Source organism: Alkanindiges illinoisensis (assembly GCF_004377485.1).
Taxonomy (GTDB): Bacteria; Pseudomonadota; Gammaproteobacteria; order Pseudomonadales; family Moraxellaceae; genus Alkanindiges; species Alkanindiges illinoisensis_A.
This window is the reverse complement of the sequence record NZ_SNTY01000085.1, coordinates 1-17,080: the sequence shown is the minus strand read 5'-3', so window position 1 is coordinate 17,080 and position 17,080 is coordinate 1. Positions and strand designations below refer to the sequence as shown.

At 41.9% G+C, this 17,080-nt stretch carries 21 protein-coding genes and 3 pseudogenes; 6 read left to right on the top strand and 18 right to left on the bottom strand.

Translation table 11 applies throughout. From position 1 onward, the window contains the following. Nucleotides 1-20: 20 nt before the first annotated feature. From E2B99_RS13530 to E2B99_RS13520, 3 genes are read right to left on the bottom strand one after another with little or no spacing between them, the layout of a single operon-like run. Entirely contained in the window at nt 21-203 is a 183-nt protein-coding gene (locus E2B99_RS13530) for a hypothetical protein (protein WP_134245738.1), read from the bottom strand. Next, a complete protein-coding gene (locus E2B99_RS13525) occupies nt 185-448 on the bottom strand; it encodes a hypothetical protein (protein ID WP_134245736.1) in 264 nt (87 codons plus the stop codon). Before E2B99_RS13525 ends, E2B99_RS13530 begins: the two co-directional genes overlap by 19 nt. A gap of 9 nt (nt 449-457) precedes the next feature. Then, a complete protein-coding gene (locus E2B99_RS13520; RefSeq protein WP_134245734.1) occupies nt 458-661 on the bottom strand; it encodes a hypothetical protein in 204 nt (67 codons plus the stop codon). Between the two features lie 93 nt (nt 662-754). Between E2B99_RS13520 and E2B99_RS13515 the strand changes: the two are divergent. Both E2B99_RS13515 and E2B99_RS14680 read left to right on the top strand, forming a co-directional pair. Continuing rightward, nucleotides 755-1,090, top strand: a pseudogene (locus tag E2B99_RS13515) (hypothetical protein); the annotation flags it as partial. A 240-nt stretch (nt 1,091-1,330) separates the two neighbouring features. Continuing rightward, complete coding sequence (locus tag E2B99_RS14680) at nt 1,331-1,489, top strand: hypothetical protein (RefSeq protein ID WP_166739055.1); 159 nt, start codon at nt 1,331-1,333, stop codon at nt 1,487-1,489. Nucleotides 1,490-1,537: 48 nt separating this feature from the next. On the opposite strand, the gene E2B99_RS13510 is transcribed toward E2B99_RS14680, so the two are convergent. Genes E2B99_RS13510 through E2B99_RS15015 form a run of 3 tightly spaced genes read right to left on the bottom strand, consistent with a single transcriptional unit; the run spans nt 1,538 to nt 3,089 of the window. Further along, nucleotides 1,538-2,134 carry a hypothetical protein gene (locus E2B99_RS13510; RefSeq protein ID WP_134245732.1) on the bottom strand — a complete coding sequence of 199 codons (597 nt, stop codon included), beginning with the start codon at nt 2,132-2,134 and terminating at the stop codon, nt 1,538-1,540. Continuing rightward, the gene (locus tag E2B99_RS13505) at nt 2,131-2,958 is read right to left on the bottom strand and encodes a Rha family transcriptional regulator (protein ID WP_134245730.1); all 828 of its coding nucleotides are present in this window, start codon (nt 2,956-2,958) and stop codon (nt 2,131-2,133) included. Before E2B99_RS13505 ends, E2B99_RS13510 begins: the two co-directional genes overlap by 4 nt. After that, entirely contained in the window at nt 2,955-3,089 is a 135-nt protein-coding gene (locus E2B99_RS15015; RefSeq protein WP_276320944.1) for a hypothetical protein, read from the bottom strand. The genes E2B99_RS13505 and E2B99_RS15015 overlap by 4 nt, the downstream gene beginning before the upstream one ends. A 366-nt stretch (nt 3,090-3,455) precedes the next feature. Between E2B99_RS15015 and E2B99_RS14780 the strand changes: the two genes are divergently transcribed. The 4 genes from E2B99_RS14780 (at nt 3,456) to E2B99_RS13485 (ending at nt 6,536) form a co-directional block, all read left to right on the top strand. Then, nucleotides 3,456-4,169, top strand: a complete 714-nt coding sequence (locus E2B99_RS14780; protein WP_205669691.1) for an excalibur calcium-binding domain-containing protein — start codon at nt 3,456-3,458, stop codon at nt 4,167-4,169. A gap of 71 nt (nt 4,170-4,240) precedes the next feature. Further along, nucleotides 4,241-5,356, top strand: coding sequence for a hypothetical protein (locus E2B99_RS13495; protein ID WP_134245728.1), 1,116 nt, complete (start codon nt 4,241-4,243; stop codon nt 5,354-5,356). Nucleotides 5,357-5,368: 12 nt separating this feature from the next. Beyond that, nucleotides 5,369-5,806: a hypothetical protein gene (locus E2B99_RS13490; RefSeq protein ID WP_134245726.1), complete on the top strand. Its 438-nt coding sequence runs from the start codon at nt 5,369-5,371 to the stop codon at nt 5,804-5,806. Continuing rightward, nucleotides 5,799-6,536 carry a hypothetical protein gene (locus E2B99_RS13485; protein WP_134245724.1) on the top strand — a complete coding sequence of 246 codons (738 nt, stop codon included), beginning with the start codon at nt 5,799-5,801 and terminating at the stop codon, nt 6,534-6,536. The genes E2B99_RS13490 and E2B99_RS13485 overlap by 8 nt, the downstream gene beginning before the upstream one ends. 17 nt (nt 6,537-6,553) lie before the next feature. Here the strand turns inward: E2B99_RS13485 and E2B99_RS13480 are convergent, their stop codons facing one another. From E2B99_RS13480 to E2B99_RS14775, 12 genes and pseudogenes are all read right to left on the bottom strand, one after another. Beyond that, entirely contained in the window at nt 6,554-7,339 is a 786-nt protein-coding gene (locus E2B99_RS13480) for a hypothetical protein (protein WP_134245722.1), read from the bottom strand. 86 nt (nt 7,340-7,425) lie between these two features. Then, nucleotides 7,426-7,689 (bottom strand): ogr/Delta-like zinc finger family protein, encoded by a 264-nt coding sequence (locus tag E2B99_RS13475; protein WP_134245720.1) that lies wholly within the window; start codon nt 7,687-7,689, stop codon nt 7,426-7,428. Nucleotides 7,690-8,163: 474 nt separating this feature from the next. Beyond that, nucleotides 8,164-9,423: pseudogene (locus tag E2B99_RS13470) on the bottom strand (contractile injection system protein, VgrG/Pvc8 family); the annotation flags it as partial. Then, complete coding sequence (locus E2B99_RS13465) at nt 9,420-9,887, bottom strand: phage tail protein (RefSeq protein ID WP_134245716.1); 468 nt, start codon at nt 9,885-9,887, stop codon at nt 9,420-9,422. The gene E2B99_RS13465 and the pseudogene E2B99_RS13470, both read right to left, overlap by 4 nt. Before the next feature lie 12 nt (nt 9,888-9,899). After that, a complete protein-coding gene (locus E2B99_RS13460) occupies nt 9,900-12,767 on the bottom strand; it encodes a phage tail tape measure protein (RefSeq protein WP_166739054.1) in 2,868 nt (955 codons plus the stop codon). Between the two features lie 4 nt (nt 12,768-12,771). Further along, nucleotides 12,772-12,876 (bottom strand): GpE family phage tail protein, encoded by a 105-nt coding sequence (locus E2B99_RS13455; RefSeq protein ID WP_276320946.1) that lies wholly within the window; start codon nt 12,874-12,876, stop codon nt 12,772-12,774. Nucleotides 12,877-12,884: 8 nt separating this feature from the next. After that, complete coding sequence (locus E2B99_RS13450) at nt 12,885-13,184, bottom strand: phage tail assembly protein (RefSeq protein ID WP_134245712.1); 300 nt, start codon at nt 13,182-13,184, stop codon at nt 12,885-12,887. 79 nt (nt 13,185-13,263) lie between these two features. Further along, nucleotides 13,264-13,779, bottom strand: a complete 516-nt coding sequence (locus E2B99_RS13445) for a phage major tail tube protein (RefSeq protein WP_134245710.1) — start codon at nt 13,777-13,779, stop codon at nt 13,264-13,266. A 13-nt stretch (nt 13,780-13,792) separates the two neighbouring features. Next, nucleotides 13,793-14,965, bottom strand: coding sequence for a phage tail sheath protein (locus E2B99_RS13440; RefSeq protein ID WP_134245708.1), 1,173 nt, complete (start codon nt 14,963-14,965; stop codon nt 13,793-13,795). A 104-nt stretch (nt 14,966-15,069) separates the two neighbouring features. Beyond that, on the bottom strand, nt 15,070-15,354 hold the full coding sequence (locus E2B99_RS13435; protein WP_134245706.1) for a phage tail protein: 285 nt from the start codon (nt 15,352-15,354) through the stop codon (nt 15,070-15,072). 15 nt (nt 15,355-15,369) lie between these two features. Beyond that, the gene (locus tag E2B99_RS13430; RefSeq protein ID WP_134245704.1) at nt 15,370-16,779 is read right to left on the bottom strand and encodes a phage tail protein; all 1,410 of its coding nucleotides are present in this window, start codon (nt 16,777-16,779) and stop codon (nt 15,370-15,372) included. Nucleotides 16,780-16,811: 32 nt separating this feature from the next. Continuing rightward, nucleotides 16,812-17,080, bottom strand: a pseudogene (locus E2B99_RS14775) (hypothetical protein); the annotation flags it as partial.

Below are 17,080 nucleotides of genomic sequence, written 5' to 3'. Positions count from 1 at the left end.
AAACCACTTCAATTAAAAAGTTACAACGAATGCCGGGGGTTGGTTTGAATTTCACGTCCTGCCAGCTGCAGCAGTTTTTCCTGCAGCCGCTGCCTGAGCAAAAATTCAATGGTTTGTTCCACACTGGCAAGTCCCAAAAACAGTTGTACTTCCTGTACAACCTCTAATTCCTGATCGCTTAGTTCTATTGGTTTTGCTGGCATACTTCGTCGCTCCGCGAAAGGTGAGCAGTTGCGCCTTTGTTTAAAAAATTATCAAGGCTAAAGTCCGGCTCGATGTCATCAGCCAGCAGGATAGCCAACGCCTGCTTAAGCAGCATTTGGCGCATGATGACACCAGCCTGGATGCCAGTAATGTTGGCTGCGCTTTCAAATATCTGTGCTTCATCATCGGTCAGATTGATATTGAAGCGGTTGTCACGCTTTTGTTTTCTGATACGCAATGACATGACCCGCTCCTAGTTCTGACTTTGGTTATTTTGGCTGGCGAGTTTGCCAGCATAGTAAAACTTGGCCAGAACGCTGGAACGGCTGGAATCTGTCTGGGCTGCAATTTCGTCCAGGAATTTAAGTTCTTCTGTTGGCAGATACAGGGCGCAACGCTCACGGCCGCCGGGGGTTTTGCGGGCGCGTGTTGATTTAGGTGATTTTGATGTGCTCATGGGGTAAACTCGGCTATAGTGATATGCTATAGCCCACTATAGCACAAATATTTGGCCTTTCAATGGGAATAGGTGAAATTTATGTCTTTAGGTATGCCTGAAACGGATATGACTTTAGAAATATCTGATCGGTTTCGGCAGGAACTGGAACAAAAACAATTCAAGGCTAAAAGTTTGTCGCGTGATATTGGCGCGCACGAAAATACGCTAGGCAATTATGTCCGGGGCAAGGTGCCGGATCAGTGGGTATATTTAGCCAGGCTGCATGAAAAAGGCATTGATATTCGTTATGTGCTGCTGGGCATTGACCCTGATTTTGCAGGCCTGACCAGTGAAGAAAGCCTGTTATTAAAAGCCTATCGGCAGATTAGTCCTGAAGGACAGGAAGCGTTACTGGGTTTGGCCAAGGCTTATGCAAAAGATATAGAGCCGCGTATGGTGCAAACTATGACTATGGATTCATCATTTATGCAGGATATGGATAACGGTGAATTGTTTAATGGTGAATAACAATAAAGGTAACTTTATATCTGATCGATAGGTTTGAATAATTTGTGGAGTTAAAAGAGCTGGCTTATGTCAGCTTTTTTTATTTTCCCAAAAACAAAACCCCAAAGACGGCGAATCTTTGAGGTTTCTTGTTTACACCTATGGACGTAGGAGCAAACCTTGAGAAATCATACCTCAAATTCACAATTAAGGGTAGACGGCAAAATGACCCCACAAGGTGCAAATCGTGTTGGTTTATTACAAGCAATTGCTCTAATTATTTTTGCATTGGCAGGATTGGTTAGTTCAATTGGTCTTTTAATCTGGGTTATCAAATAAAAAAACCAGCAACTGAAAATCAGTTGCTGGTAAGAATATTACTTAAGTTCAACTATCCAGTGTGCGCTGAACCTTTTCTAATTTTTGCTCGATGTCCAGCAGCTTGTACACCAGGTCATTTAAGTTATAAGTGACCTGTGGGTTACTGGTTGCGCTCTCTAACGAGCTACGCCAGATGCGGATGTTACCCAGTGCCATATCCAATAAAACGTCCGTGTCTTGTGCTTGCGCACGCTCTTGATCGATTTGCATAGTTCTCCTGTTGTCAGTTGATATTGTTTGGTTTTTGGCAGCACTGTCTGCAATTCGGTTTAGCTGAAAGCGCCAGCCTGCCACAGCTTCATTATGCCATATTGAGCTTTTTATAATGCCTGTGGCATGAAAAACCGGATATTTTGCGTCAAATAGTGACGCGGTAATTTGATCCACTGGCGGCAATGGTTTTTGCCCTGCCTGCTGTAATAAGGCCCTAACCTGTTCATAGGAAATTACCAAAAAACCATGCTGGTTCGTGTGGTTAATTTGGTGGCCATGCTGCACCAGGTAATCTATAGCAGCAAACAGTTGTTTAAGCACTTTGCGGCTTTTCTTGCGGGTAGCCATGACACGATCGGCAATGGGGATATACTGGATTATATCGTTCATGGCGCGACTACCTTATGTTGACCGCTAACATCCAGCAACGGTGTGGTGCTTCTGAATATCCAGCAACGGCAGGATTTACGCTCTAAGCGACTGGCCACCACGATATTACGCTCCAGATACTGTGGATATGGTGGTTTGCTATGCGGCAAAAGCTGGAGCAAGTCCTGATGCTTGCCTGTCTGTGGCAGGGTGTCTGTTACCTGTGTGATATTGAGGGCAATCTGATCGGCGCGGTTGGAGTGATTCAGGTGATGAATGCCATAGGCCATGACCGCTGTCCAGAAGGTTTCAAGCTGCTGGTTATGGGTTAAACCCGCAAACCCGGCTTCCGACAGTACCAGACAGCTTAATGGCAGGATTTCCTTTTGCAGTTTGCCCCGGCCAAACCATATGACGGTTGCCAGCTGCCCATCAATGTGCTGTACGGTAAAATCCGGGCTACCGGAACGCAGTTGAACCAGTGAACCCACCTGAATAAATGGCGTAACGGTTAGCTGCTGTTGCAGCCGTTCTGCCATTTGGTTGAATACCTTGATATAGGCTTCCTTGATCTGGGCGGCCTTGGCACCGGTAAAGCCCATGACCAGAAATATAAAACCATCCTTGGTCATTTCGTACATGGGGCGCTTTTCGCCTTTGCCGTCTACATAATCAACGCGCTCAAAATTGAGCTGGTTAAATTCTGATGAACAATTCAGGCTTTCAATATCACGAATGACATTTTTATGCAGCTTACCAAATGCTTCAGCCACTTTAAGGCTATCGGTTTTGATTTCCTGCTTATCAATAAATACAGCTTGGTTTAGTTCAATAGGAGTATTCATTTGGCACCTGCCTTGATTTTTGCAATCAGTTTGACAAGGCGGTTTTGCGGCTGGGCAAAATTTGGAGAGGTGAGGCGGTTATAGCAGAGAGTATCGAAATTTGGGCGTGCTTGAGCCTGACGGTTATTCATGGCATTTCCTTTGTATCAAGTTTAGAACCTGACACCTTCGCTTCCTACGGCAAGGGTGGCAGACTGAACAGGGGTAGGAATACCGCTACAAAGGACGCGGCCAGTCTTACGACTGCCCTATCCAGCCTGCCATAACAAGGCAACGCCAGATTTTACGCAAAAAAATAGCCGCATGAGCGACTTTTTGTGCGCCTTTGTATAAAAAACAGGTTCCTACGCCTGGCACTGTGCTTTTCAGTGCAAATATATCTTGTGTCATAGTGTGCCGTTATGTCAAGATTTGAATAAGGTATTTTTTATATATTCCAATAAATGAAATATTTCCTTTTAATTTTTAGTTTGTTAATTAATGCTATTAGCTATGCAATGGAAGCATCTGATGTACTTGTGAATATGAAGTTAGATACTGAAAGTCACGGTTCAATTCATATTTTTACTGCTGACTATGATCCTTATAACTTATTTGGTCGTCCTAATCAGTACATATCAAAAGTCGTTTGGCAAGATGCCAGAATTGATTTAAAAGATTATTCAGATCCAAAAACGCTATATGATCCAACCGCTTTAAAAGGTGGAACTATTGAAGGATTCAGAAATAAACCTGACTTAGAGGCACGGTTTAATTCACTCAACAATAATCTACTCCTTTTAGGCAAGCCAAGCTTTTATCTTTATAAGCAGGGCTTGTTTCTAATGGTTTTGGATAAAGATTTAACGGCAAAGCAAGCTGACCAGTATAAACGAGAATTTGAGCGTGTAGTCCCTAATGATAGCCAAGAAATATTAAACGCTGTAGATAATCCTTTCTCCGATAAGGAAGATAAATTCCCTACTTCAAGTTACAAAGAAGCCTCTATGGTTTCAAATGCGATAGCTAAACATTCGTCTACACTTTCTGCAAAATCTACTTCGGGTAAAACTCTGGTGCCAAAAACATCAGAAATTAAGTGTAGGTCTTATCCTAGAACTTGCGGTGCAATGACCAGTTGCCAACAGGCAAGGCAGGCATTGAAATGTGGGAATGATCGATTAGATCGGGATGGTGATGGAATACCGTGTGAGAGTATTTGCGGGGACTGATAAATCCTGCTTGTGTCATAGTGTGCTGCTATGTCAATATCTGAATAAGATATTTCAAGAAACACTCCAAAATGACTCAACTTCCTATAGATCCCCTCACCACTTTAAGACAAGAAATTTCCGAATTAGTTGATATCGCTAATGAACGTGAAATGAGCTTTGCAGAAGTACAGTATGTATATCGTTCAATGAATCGCGGCTGGTCAGCAAGAAACTGGGATGGCCTTAAAGCAAAGTTAAACGGTATATACGATATAAGTAAAGTACAAGAATTAAAAGATAAAATTGAAGCTTTAGTGACTTCGCATATTTTATTCGATGATAAATTAATAACAATTTATAAAGATGTTTCTAATATCAATGATATTAATTTATCACTTCAATCATATTTTACTGCTAATCTTAATAATACTATCGATATTGATAAAACTTATCAGCCATCTAAAATTATCAATTTGGATGATAATAATATCGTAATGTATCAATTTGCTCAAGTAAGAGAATTACGCATACGAGAAACATTAAATTTAGATGATTTAAAAGAAGATATCACAACTGATTATCAAGAACTTTATGGAATAAAAAAGGTTAATTTAACTTGTTATGATAGTGTAATTATTGATTTAACTAAAAATATGCTTATCTTTATGATTGATTTGGCCGTCGTAATTCGTCGCAATGAGTTAAATTTAATCCAGAATAACTTCAATCAGTTCATTAAGAAAACTTTGGGTAGTGGTATAATTACTCAATACGATTTCTTCTCTCAACCTTTAGATTTATTTCCCTGCATACAGAAGTTTTATGACGAGCAAGTTGCTTTAAATAAAATCCAGCCTGATTCTTGTACTAGTGGAGTGACTGAATTTAACTTTACAACGCCAGATGGTACTGCACACCATGAAAAGCTAAGAGGTGAAGCAAAAGATTTATGTCGAACCACTTATCATGATGCTGGTGTTAGAGGATTACGCCTTAAAACCGTTAAAGGCATTGAACTAGACGCAAACATTACACTCTATAAAATTAGTAAAAGATTTTATGGAGATAATCATATAGAAATTTCTCTGCAAAGTTCTTATGTTGCAATTAATAGTAGGAATGGAGCGCATCTATATGAAGCTTATCTTTATGGTACGCGCTCTTATGATGATTTAAATTTTTCACTTCAGAGATTACTAACCTAATGGTGAAATCAATTGGCTCATAAATATATTGAGGCACTTTTAGATAATATCAAAACACAATTGAGCGATATCAACCCTGATATGGCTCATATTTGTGTAGATATTACTATTTATATTTCTAAAGTTCCTGAATCAAAGAGTCATTTAACTTTTCAAGATTTATATCAAACCGTAAGTAATCGTGAGAGTGTTGATGAAGATGATTTCTATGAAGCAGTTTTTTTCTTAATACGGCGTTTACAGATTTTAGAACAAAAGCATGAGGCTTTAAATCCTAAATTAGGACGCTATGAGCGTGTACCTGATGAACAGGAAATTATTGAAGCTATTAGTGAAAGAGATTTTTTTAATCCCTTTACTGGCCAGTCACTTACATTAGAAGAATTTTCCGAGCAAGTACTTCCCTATTTTAGTCCTTCTACATCATTTATAAGAGCTGTAAATGCTTAGTAATCCTAATTATAATAATCCTAAATTATTAAGATTAATGAGTCGTTTACATCCTACGTCTTATGATATGTTTATTGAAACCCTGTATGAGGACATTGAAGACATTTTAAAAAGGCTTGCTAAAGATCGTGCTGCTCATTTGCGAAAATATCAAGCTACTTTTGATGCAAGCAAATCAGTTGATAAGAATAAAAATGATTTATTTAAAATATTTGAAGATGATATCAACATGCAGATTGTCAGATCATTAGAAAGTAAGGAGTATGAAGCCTCGCATGATAAATTCAGCAATGGTCATGTCGATATATATGTAGAGTTAGAAGGCTATCCTTATATCTGGTTTGGTGAATCTAAAATTTGGGGTGGTGCCAGTGATATTGATGGTGGGTTTAAACAATTAAATAATGCTTACTCTACAGGGGATGATGATGAATGCTGTGGTGGTATCATTATTTATGTCGTAGATACTCAGCTTGCAACAAATGATATTTTAAGCAGTTGGGCAGAAATGCTTTTAGAAATTAAGACACCAAAAGTTTCTAATTCAATTGATGACTTATCAGTGTCGTGTGCAATATGTGATGTTACTGATTGGGCTAGAAAAAAGTATTCTGATCAAAAAAGTTTGAGAAGAAATCGTTTTAATAGCTCCCATAAACATCCCAGTTCAGGACTTCCTTATCATATGAGGCATTTTACCTTAGATCTAAGACATGAGCGGCGTGATTAACTATACAAGTAAGTGTTTTAGTCTTTAATCAGAATTCCATTTTCAGGAGCAAATTTCTCCCAAAAATTAATGAGTCTTTTTTCTTTTGTCGCAAATGCACCTTCGAGTATACCCTCTACTAAATAAAGTAAATCTATTAAATCATGATTGATTTTCATTATTGTTTTTTTACTTTCTAAAATTGTATCTATATTTTCATATCGATTTAAGATATCCATTCGCAGATGATGGTTCAGTTGATGAAATCTATACATATACCAATTTTCATCAATTCTTTCGGGTATATTTTTAAAAGGAATTTTTTTTCCTTCTTTAATACTATCTATCAATACTCTATTCCAATCTGGTATCTCTTGGATCTTTGCAAAGAAATCAGGTCTATTTTCTTTAAGATCGAAACCGGCTTTTAGCTCATTTTCAATAAACTGGGTAGTAAGATCCTGATAAAAATCCATCTCTTCCTCTATGGCTTTTTGTTGCTTAGAGGTTAGCTTAAACTCTTTATTGATAAAAGATTTATGATTGGATTTATCTGTAAGTTGGATAAGTTTAGAAGGTTTAATTACAGGTTTTAAAAATTCTGCTTCAAAATCAATTAATTTTTTAGGTGAAGGTAAAATCTCATAAGAATTTTCATCTGTAAATTTGGCTAAAAGCTGCGCTCTATACTTTTCATCTTTAATAATTTCATATACAGCAGCTAAAGGTAGTAAAAATATAAATTTTTCCTCTAATTCTTCAACCTTTGCTTTACTAACACTTCTTAAATAACTTTTATCAAGTACAAGATATCTTTTAGACATTCGATATTATCTTTTTAATTTAAAGAATTATTTTAACAGCTAATTGCCCCTAAAATTTAGTAACTAATAGTTGGTCTACAGTAAATTCAAGTATAGTTGGCCAATTCATCATTCGCGGCCTTCCGCTGGGCCGTGATCTCATCATGGGTTTTAAGCTGGATGCCAGGACGTGGACAGGCGCTTGGTGAAATCTGGTGGGTGATTTCCAGATTACCGCCACAGGTAAACCCACATAAATAATTACTGCACTGAAACCAAAGCTGGCGCAAGAGTGGATGCGCTTCCCGGCTTGAACGAATCGTCATTGATTCTTTGCAGTGTGGACATTGGAATTTGCTACGTTGAGCCATAATTTTCTGTAAACTTCCATTGATTATTTTATGTCCATCATAGCAAATTCGGTTAAATATTTGTGCTTTAAGTAACTATTTTTTAGCTTTTTTTAACGCCAGTAGCCGTTGATATTCTCGGTTAACGGCTGTTACAGCAGTACGCTGGGTTTTATACAGTTTTGGCAATGTATAAGGCCGGCTCTGATCTCCCCGTTTGACGGTCAGTTTGTCTTTGCCGCTTTCATAATTAGCATTAATGCCTGTATAGCTGGTAGACAACTGGATTTTGCTGCTAGAGGTCGATTTTGTGGTTTTGGTGGGCTTAATTCCCCTAATTTCATCCCATTCACGCTGGGCACCACGCAAGGCAGTTTCGCGGGTCTTATAGGGATAGGTGAGCTTTTTAGGTGTGGCTGGATTGCCTATTGTCACTGTTTTTAAGATTCCCCTTTCTTCGTAACTTGCAATAACGCCTGTATATTTAATTTCTGATTCATCAATACCCTTGATGATATTGTATTCCCGTTCGGCGGCATGGGTAGCCGTTAAGGCATTGATAAAAAGGCGAGCGAGTCGTTTTGGTTTGGTCTGATCGCCTTTGGTGACTTTGCCAGTTTGCCCCTTACCAATTTTATAAAATGCAACAACGCCAGTGAACTCCTGTTCGTCTGCATCATCAATGATTTGGCTGATGACGTCAGAATCTGGCAAGTTGATTTCTAACTCAAGCGCGGTGGTATAGCCATTGTCGGCATCCAGTGTGTGAACGATGCGGGTACCCAGCCAGATAATGTCGTCAATTTCCGGCTTTAATCCAAAAAATTGCATGGGTATTTCAGGAAATAGCTGAGGCATGCCTTTGGCCAAGTTGTAGCTGAAGCTCATGGCGCGACTTTGAATACGGTTAAATTCAGCCTGTGCTTTGTGCGTGGCACTGTTTTTATCGCGCTCGATGTGACGTAGTTCTTTGGTGTTTTCATTGGACTGTCCTACCGTGACTTTCTGCTTTTCTGCTTTGTCATTGTCGTAGTAATAACAGGTCACCCCAGTAACATCATCGTTGCCGCTGGAATCAGAATAACGGTGGCTGTCGCCCATGTTGCGATAGATTGGCTGGATGGCAAATTCAAAACCGGTCAGGCTTTTTCCGTCACCTTTAGGCATAAATAGCATGCTGCCATTTTTAACCGTAACAATGGCGTCATATTCATCGGCAATGCGGGTAATGAGGTTGGCATCAGATTCATTTTGATCGATGTGTGCCAGTTCAATATCAGCCAGCTCGTCACTGATCTGGGGAATTAGTCCCTGTTCTTCAGCAATGATGGTGACGATATCGGCTATGGTTTTGCCGTCAAAACTACGCTCACGTTTTTGTTTAAAGATGGCTTTTAGGTCGGCTGATGAGCCGCGCAAGGTGAGGACATCAGGTGCGCCGCTATGCTCGCGTTCGTCAATGGTGTAGTTGCCTTTATAGACCAGTCCGGTGTCACTCCATCCAATCGATACTTCAATTTCTGCCCCTTTGGGCGGCAGTTCAAGCTGACCGTCATGATCGGACAGCTCAACTTCTATGGTATCGGATTCCAGACCACGATTATCAGTAATGGTCATGCGCATTAAGCGTGGTGCTAGCATTGCGCCAATATCCTTGCCATTCACCACCAGTTTATAAATAGCAGTAGGATAGCTACTATCCAATTTGTTTTTTATACCAGATACAACTGATATGGCAGATGAGATAATGCTCATTTTAAAAACTTCTCGGCAATGGAACCCACTGTGCCCAGAACGCCTGTGGCGCCTAGTGAGCCTAGAACATTGTTAATGAGTGCACCAGTAGCCTGAGTTTTCTTTAATGTCAGGGTAAACTCAATTTTCTGGGCTTTCCCATCCTTGAAAAAATAGGTTTGGGTTTCAGACAGGCTTTCAATGATCCATAAACCATAAATAGCTCCAGTGCCACCAATAAGTGGCCATGCTTTACCCGTATCTGCCATAACCCGTAATGCAGTGAGTGACAAGGCAGAACCTTTAAAGCCTGGCATGATGCTACCATCCAGTGTGATAGTGTCTTCCCCACGCCCTACAAACTGGTACGCCGGTGCATCGCCTACCCGCGAATTACTGGCATGCCGCCAGGTGTTAGTGCGCTGCAGCTGCTGGTAGGTGGCAGTCGGCAACATAAATACAAACATGCCTAGAATCATCATCATAGCTACTGGCTCCTAGCGATTGTCATTATAGCTGGCACGTGCACGCGCCTGCTTTTGCTGGTCACGCCGATCCATTTCGGTTCTGACCTGCTGTGCGATCTGCTGTGGTGACATGCCAGGTGTTGGGTGAATATTCATATGAATGGTGTCGCCCTGAACATGTACCGGTGCAGCAGCTGGGCGTGTCTGCAGCTGGACTGGCTTAATCTTGCTGACCATGGGTGGTGTGACGATAGGTATTTTTGCCAGGGCTGGGTTGGCTGGTGCACCAGAATAAGCTGGTGTACTAAAACTGAAGGAAGACATGGACGCCTTGATATTGGCCCATACCCCTTTTAATTTTTCAAAACCAGAAGTTAGCCCATTAATTAAGCCATTAATGATCAGGCTGCCAAAATCAGTAAACTTGGCAGGCAGATCAATACCAAACCAGCTTAATACCTTGGCAAAGGCAGAATAAAACAGGCCTAGCGGCGACCAATTGGTGATGAGCTTACTCATGCCACCAATGCCACCACCAAAAGCCGTTTTTGCTTCTGTCATACGTGCCCCAAACCAGCTGCCGATCGGCGCAAATTTGTCAGTGATAGATTGTTTTACAGAGGTGAATTTTTCTGTAATCGATGTCCCTAAATCGCTAAAAAATTCTTCGATAGGTTCCCAGTTCTTGATAACCAGATAAACCAATCCTGCTAATAAGGCGACTAAAGCAATAATTGGTAAGAAAGGTGCCATAAATGACCATGCCGCCACTGCTGCACCAGATAAGCCAACTGTTAAGGTACTAAAGAAAGCAACCAAACCTTGAATAGCTGACACAGCAATCAGAGCTACTTTCATGGCCAATAGTGCGCTTGTGACAATGGCTACCCATGTCCCAAATGTTTGTCCTGCCTGATTAGCAGTCTGGAGTTGGTCATTGGTTGCGGCAAATGGTGTAAAGATTTCACCAAGCACACCTTTAAATATCGTGAATTTATCAACCAGCCAATTCCATACTGGTTTAATCGGCTCTACTGCTGGTGCAATACTGTCGAAAAAATCACTAATGATTAATCTAGTGGCTGAAAAACCAGAGGTTAAGCCTTCCCAGAAGCCAGTGAAAAAGGCCTTGATAGGTGCCCAATATTTATAAATAAGTAAGGCTGCAACTGCGATTCCCGTAATAATCAGGGTTAATGGATTAGTTAATAAACCTACAGCCAACATGCGTAAGCCAGCTAATACCAGAGGTAGTGCATTTCGTGCCAGAAAGCCAAAATTTTGTATTAACAAACGCAGACCCCGAGTAATCAGGGTAAATCTGTTAGGTAGATTAATGCCAAACTTATCAGCCGCTTTGCTTAAGAGCCAAAACATGAGGGACAGCTTGGTAATACCTGCAATCATGCTAAAAATCGTGCCAAACAATAAATTACCCGTATAACGCACGCCGAGCATGGCAACTTTGAACATCAGCAGTTTTAAGGCAATGTTTGCAATAGTACGGATCAACTCTGGGTTAGCTTTAGCCCATATACTAATTTTTTCAGCGACACTGCTAATACGGTTTACAAACTCTTTTAATTCAGGACTGATAGTAGAAACAATATCAACAAGGGCATTAGTCATTGAGCCTTTGGCCTGATCCCACAAATTAGTCAGGGTGCTTAACGATGCCTTGATACGGGTTTGCAAATCAGCCTGACGCTGCATTTTAGCAATCGTATCTTCATAACCCTGCTTACCCTTATCAATTAATAAGTTAAGTACCTGCATGGTTTCAGCATCGTTACCGAAAATGCCTTCAATCACTTTCATGCGCTGCTGGGTATTCAGGTTTTTAAGTTTGGTTAGCTCTTTGAACATCTTGTCCAGCCCACCAAACTCCCCTTTTCCATTACTGAAATCCAGCGCAAATGATGATTTTTGTTTTTTCAGGGTTTTATTAATTTCGCCCTGATCCAGCATGGCTTTAAATACCTTACTGTAAGCATTACCAGCACTGGATAAATCTGTCATGCCACTCTGATCCGCCATAACCAATAGCGGTGCCATTGCTTTAGAACCCTCTAACCCCATTTGCTTGATTAGACGCATACCTGCACCCAGTTTGGCAAAGCCACCAAGCATATTGGTTGAATCAACGCCTAAATATGAGGTGCGCTGGATGGTATCCATCAGGCTCAACATATCTTTTTCAGCAGTACCTGTAGCATCCTGCATTTTTGCGGCAAATTCAGCTGCTTGGTCAAATGGCATTTTTAAGAGAACAGCCAGATTGCCTGCTGCTTCGCCAGTGCCACCTAAAATAGATTTAAAGGATATGCCCTGCTGAACCAGATTGGTCATCATGAGCTGAAAATCTGCATTGGTGCCGGGTAACTGAGTGCCTAATCTGGTGGCAAGTTTATTGATGGCCTCATACTCTGATGCAACTTTTCCAGAGCTATCCATCATAGAAATTTTTAATTTTGTACTGGCATCTTCTGCATCGGCAAAAGCCTTGATTGGAATAGAAGCAGCAAATCCTGCGCCTAATAAGCCAACGCCTAAACCTTTTGCCTCTTGACGCAATTTTACGCGACTATTAGCAAGCGATTCAGATAATGATTTTGATTTTAAACGAACCTTATCAATTGCTTGAGCTACCTTGTCATATCCTTGATGCAACTCATGCAGTGCATTACTCTGCCTATTAATATTACTAGAACCCGTATTAAGCTGACGGCTATAACGGCTTAATGAAGTACCGTTTAAACCCTGCTCCAGACGATCAACAGCATGAGTAAGTCGATCAATGGATTGATTGGTATTTTGGACATTCTGCTGGAACTGGCGAATAGGTTGTGTCGCCCGATCAACAAATTTAATAATAATACTTAAATCTAGCTTACTCACGCTATTACTCTTGTTGTGTGCGAGCAATGGCACGCTCTTCCCATGCCATTAACTCATCAAAATCAAAATCGGCACAATCGGCTGGAGTCCAGCCGAATGCTATAGCAATGTTTGCAATTACTTCGTCAACGCTGCTTGGGATGGTTCGGTAGGTGCTAAAAAATTGGTAATAGCCTCTGCAATTTTGAGCGTGTCCATTAACTCAAGAGCTAGTACATCCTGTGCAGTCATGGCAGGTACAGTGATACGCGGTAGCAGTACCGTCAGGGCATTTACCTCAAAGCTCAATACGTCTTTTAAGCTTAGGCCACGGCAATGTCCGGTATTAGGTTTAACCAGGTTAATTTCCTTAACCTGTTCGCCAGCACGAGGAAAGCCATGATCCAGCTGAACTGGTTGAGTGTTTGCGTTTGACATAAAAATATCCTTAAAGAATTAAAACAGCGTTATTTAAAAAAACCTTGTGCAGCACATGGCCACACAAGGGGGAGGAAACTTATAAACCAATGTTTTTGCGATGGGCCTTAAGCAGATCCTCGCCATTGACCTTTTCAACCAGGTTAGGAATGTCAATTTCAACTTCCACATTTCCATCAATGGTGAGCTTGTAATAGCTCCAGATGGTTTTAATGGTCATCTCGGTATCATCACCAGATTTGGCATTGCCAAAATCGATTTCCTGATGCCGACCACGCACAACAACTTCAACTGCCGAGGTTTCGCCAGTGTCATCGCGCTGGTAAGAACCGGCAAAGCGCAAGCCAATACCGGATACTGATGTAACCCCAAACTGGCGGATGACTAGTGGATCGATACCGCCCAGCTTCCAGGACATTTCAGTAATTGCATCGTCCAGTCCAAAATCGACATCGACAGCGCCGTTCATACCGCCACCACGCCATTTTTCAAACTTGCGGCCAAGCTTTGGCAGGGTGACTTCACCTGTTTCACCAAGGTAGGAATTACCTTCGTTAAACAGGTTCATCAATTTGAGTTTTTTAGGGAGTGCCATATTTTGTAATTCCTTATAGGCTCATGCGGGCAGCAAAGTCAGACAGGTAGCTGTCTGTGATGCGCTGACGCAAGGTGAGATCTTCCAGTGGTGGTACTGGGGTGTAGTCATAATCCAGGCGTAAAATCCCATTCTTCAGGGTCTCTTTAAGATTGGCCGCAGGATCAAACCAGCATTGGCCATCAATGATGTAACCAGCACTTTTTAAGTCACGGAATTTTGCATTAATGCCTTCCACGACGTCTCGAGCCAGGGATGGGTGCATTGGTTTATCCACGGCCCACATATGTCCTTCAGCCATGGTGTCAGCCAGGATTTGTGCAGTACGGGTATAGTTTTCAAACTGGAATAGCGGATCAGCTGAAGTGGTGCGTGAACCCCAGAAACGGAAACCGTCGCGCTGGATCAGCGTGGTGACTTCATTGGCATTGAGGTAGCCTGCATCAGTATCAGAGCTTTGCAGCTGCCAGAACACGTCCTTGCTAATACCGGTAACACCATTGACTGCCACGTTTGACAAGGTTTTATGCCAGCCGATTTCATTATCGATCTTGGCACGCAGGCCTAAAGCACGTGCGGTGGCTTCAAATGTGGTGGTGGTATTTGTGGTGGTATTCCAGCCCAGGAAATCTGGCCAGATGACCATCAGTTCACGTGCACCGAAAGTATCACGGTATGCAGTGGCTTCTTCCTTGCTTTGACAGCCTGATGCAGATACATAGGCAAAGCCACGTAGTTTGTCAGCAATGGATACCAGGGCTTGCGCGACCTCTGCTGAATCCAGTCCTGGTGCACCTAAAATACGTGGTTTGACCTTGAGCTGGGCTTCAGCCACCAGCAAGGCCTTCATGCCGGTATATTTGCCGTTCACTACACCACCGATAACAGCGGTTTTCTGCTCTGCTGGTGTTTGTTTGGTTGGTACACGTACCACAACAGTTAGCGCATTGGTCTGATCGCTAATGGCCTGCAGTGTGCGAGCCAGTGTGCCCTGCACGCCTGCCTTACTCACAGCTGCCTGAACGTCGGTAATTAAGACTGCGGTGTCTTCAGGGAAGATGGTGGCATCGGCATCACTTGCTGTGGCCACGATGCCGATGACGGAAGTGGACACGGTGCGGATAGGCCGCGTGCCCTCATTGATTTCAATGACGCGAACGCCATGATGGTATGAATCTTGAGCCATAAAAATTAAGCCTGTGATCTGGTGTTATATTCAGATGACAGGCTTACAAATCATGGGTTTGATGGGTAGCGGTGGCAGTTGTTTAAAAGTGCAGTACAACACACTTAATTTTTTTGGATCAGCTGCAGTACATCAGGATTTTGTGACAAAAACTCTGCCAGTTTTGCTTCAGCTGAAACAGCTTCTGGAACCCGTGGCTTTTGGATCAGCTCCCATTCAAATCCATTCCAGCGTGGCCACTGATCTTCTGGCCAGCTTTCCGGTGGTGCCAGTTCGACACAACCGGCGGGAATAAGAAAAATACCAGGTTCCATTGGTGATTCATCAGCCAGTGTTTCACCAACAAATAAACCAGTAATATTTAATTGATAAACGATTTTATTTGGCACTTTAAATATCCTTTGTTAGTAGCGAATACAAGTCAACATGGCATAATTTCGAGGTCTCGTTTCAGTGCCTGATACGACCTGTTGATTTGATGTCCCTGTATATCTACGTCCACCAGAACCACCTTGAATGGTTTGACCTGAATAATACTGACTTTCACCTGGCACCCATCGTGCAGGAAATGTTCCACTCCAATTATCACGCAAGATTGGATACCAATCGTCATTACCATCAGATAAAAAATCACCAGTTCCATGATAGTGGTCTTGCATAGCACTAAGTTGCTGACTTCCAAAAGTTCGCCCAAAATCCACACCGCGGCCATCATCCCACCCGCGTAAGAATTCACCACGAAGATCAGGAAGTTTAAAAGTATTCACACCATCACCAGCGCCAAAGTAAGTGCCGATCGCTGCAAACAGTTCAGGGTATGCAGTACGTGATACAACTGCACCATTACATTTAAGCAAGCGATAGCCTGTAGGTATACTGGGTGTGGCCAGCATAATCACTGTGCCTGGTGGACAGTCACTGTATTTGGCTTCGTCGGCACTCATGACGCCTAAGTTTTGGCGCGCCAATGGTTTATTTGCTACATCGGATAAATTATTTTTTTGAGCTAAGGGATAAGGCGCGGCACCAAGCGATTCATTTTGAACAATTAGAATTTTTGTACCAGGATAGGCTTTGCCTAAAGTAATACGTGTGGCTGATGTTGCGATCCAGCCATCTGCACCGGCCTTATTGGTAATGCGTACACCATTGATATAGACTGCCGCGCCATGTGTGCTGACTGTGGTCAAATCAACAATGGTCTGGTCGGCCACTAAAGACTGTTCTTCTTCAATCGTGTTGACAAACACTTCTGCAGATCCGGCATCTGCCCATTCAGTATCACCATCGGCATTGGTTTTTTTCTTGAGTACTTGGCCAATGGTACCGCCTGGAAACATATTAGCAGGGGTCAGTGTATTCAGGATCCATTGATGTGTTGCGATAATCACATTCGGGTCAAAATTTAATTCAAGTACTTCAGGGTTTGAAATCACAAATGGAATTCGATAAACCGAATCTTGTGTGACTCCTTCTGCCAGTGTCGGCTTGTGAACTTCAGGTGTATTACCAACCAATACCATATTGCCATTACGATCAAATAAAGCAATTTCACGAACAACAAAGCCTTCAACAGTCACTGGAATGATCATTTCAGCAGTGTATTTGTTTTCGTTTTCTGGGTCTTGATAAATGCGGTTGATGGTTGCACGGTATCGTTCACGCACCAATTGAGTCATAGACTCATTCGGTTCAATTGAATTTCCACCGCCATCACCCACTGCAAAGTGGGTGATTTCAATAGTCTTATTTTGGCTTACTGCCTGAGCAACAAGTGATAATCCGATAGAAGTGTAGATTGTTTTAAAAGCCATTATCCTGACATCCTATTTATACTAATAGTTGATTAAGTATTTTCTGAGACACTAAAAGTTGAAGGAGCCGTAAACGTACCGTAATTAGCCATATTTCCTCGCATCGAACCCTTCTCTGAGCTATTTCTTGCAACGATCTCCACAGCTTTTGTCGATGAAGAAGTATTTGCGATGGTATTATCATCAACTCTTACTAACTTCATTGTGTCAGCATGAATCGTAATCGGAGCTTTATGCGTAGCATGGAATCCACCTGTGCCAGTCACACGTAATTCATTGTTTGAGAAATTACAGTTATCCA

Excerpts from the sequence above, each read along its gene's own strand:
- E2B99_RS13530 (WP_134245738.1), bottom strand. The coding sequence starts at position 203 with ATGCCAGCAAAACCAATAGAACTAAGCGATCAGGAATTAGAGGTTGTA.
- E2B99_RS13525 (WP_134245736.1), bottom strand. The coding sequence starts at position 448 with ATGTCATTGCGTATCAGAAAACAAAAGCGTGACAACCGCTTCAATATC.
- E2B99_RS13520 (WP_134245734.1), bottom strand. The coding sequence starts at position 661 with ATGAGCACATCAAAATCACCTAAATCAACACGCGCCCGCAAAACCCCC.
- E2B99_RS13510 (WP_134245732.1), bottom strand. The coding sequence starts at position 2,134 with ATGAACGATATAATCCAGTATATCCCCATTGCCGATCGTGTCATGGCT.
- E2B99_RS13505 (WP_134245730.1), bottom strand. The coding sequence starts at position 2,958 with ATGAATACTCCTATTGAACTAAACCAAGCTGTATTTATTGATAAGCAG.
- E2B99_RS15015 (WP_276320944.1), bottom strand. The coding sequence starts at position 3,089 with ATGAATAACCGTCAGGCTCAAGCACGCCCAAATTTCGATACTCTCTGC.
- E2B99_RS14780 (WP_205669691.1), top strand. The coding sequence starts at position 3,456 with ATGGAAGCATCTGATGTACTTGTGAATATGAAGTTAGATACTGAAAGT.
- E2B99_RS13495 (WP_134245728.1), top strand. The coding sequence starts at position 4,241 with ATGACTCAACTTCCTATAGATCCCCTCACCACTTTAAGACAAGAAATT.
- E2B99_RS13485 (WP_134245724.1), top strand. The coding sequence starts at position 5,799 with ATGCTTAGTAATCCTAATTATAATAATCCTAAATTATTAAGATTAATG.
- E2B99_RS13480 (WP_134245722.1), bottom strand. The coding sequence starts at position 7,339 with ATGTCTAAAAGATATCTTGTACTTGATAAAAGTTATTTAAGAAGTGTT.
- E2B99_RS13475 (WP_134245720.1), bottom strand. The coding sequence starts at position 7,689 with ATGGCTCAACGTAGCAAATTCCAATGTCCACACTGCAAAGAATCAATG.
- E2B99_RS13465 (WP_134245716.1), bottom strand. The coding sequence starts at position 9,887 with ATGATGATGATTCTAGGCATGTTTGTATTTATGTTGCCGACTGCCACC.
- E2B99_RS13450 (WP_134245712.1), bottom strand. The coding sequence starts at position 13,184 with ATGTCAAACGCAAACACTCAACCAGTTCAGCTGGATCATGGCTTTCCT.
- E2B99_RS13445 (WP_134245710.1), bottom strand. The coding sequence starts at position 13,779 with ATGGCACTCCCTAAAAAACTCAAATTGATGAACCTGTTTAACGAAGGT.
- E2B99_RS13440 (WP_134245708.1), bottom strand. The coding sequence starts at position 14,965 with ATGGCTCAAGATTCATACCATCATGGCGTTCGCGTCATTGAAATCAAT.
- E2B99_RS13430 (WP_134245704.1), bottom strand. The coding sequence starts at position 16,779 with ATGGCTTTTAAAACAATCTACACTTCTATCGGATTATCACTTGTTGCT.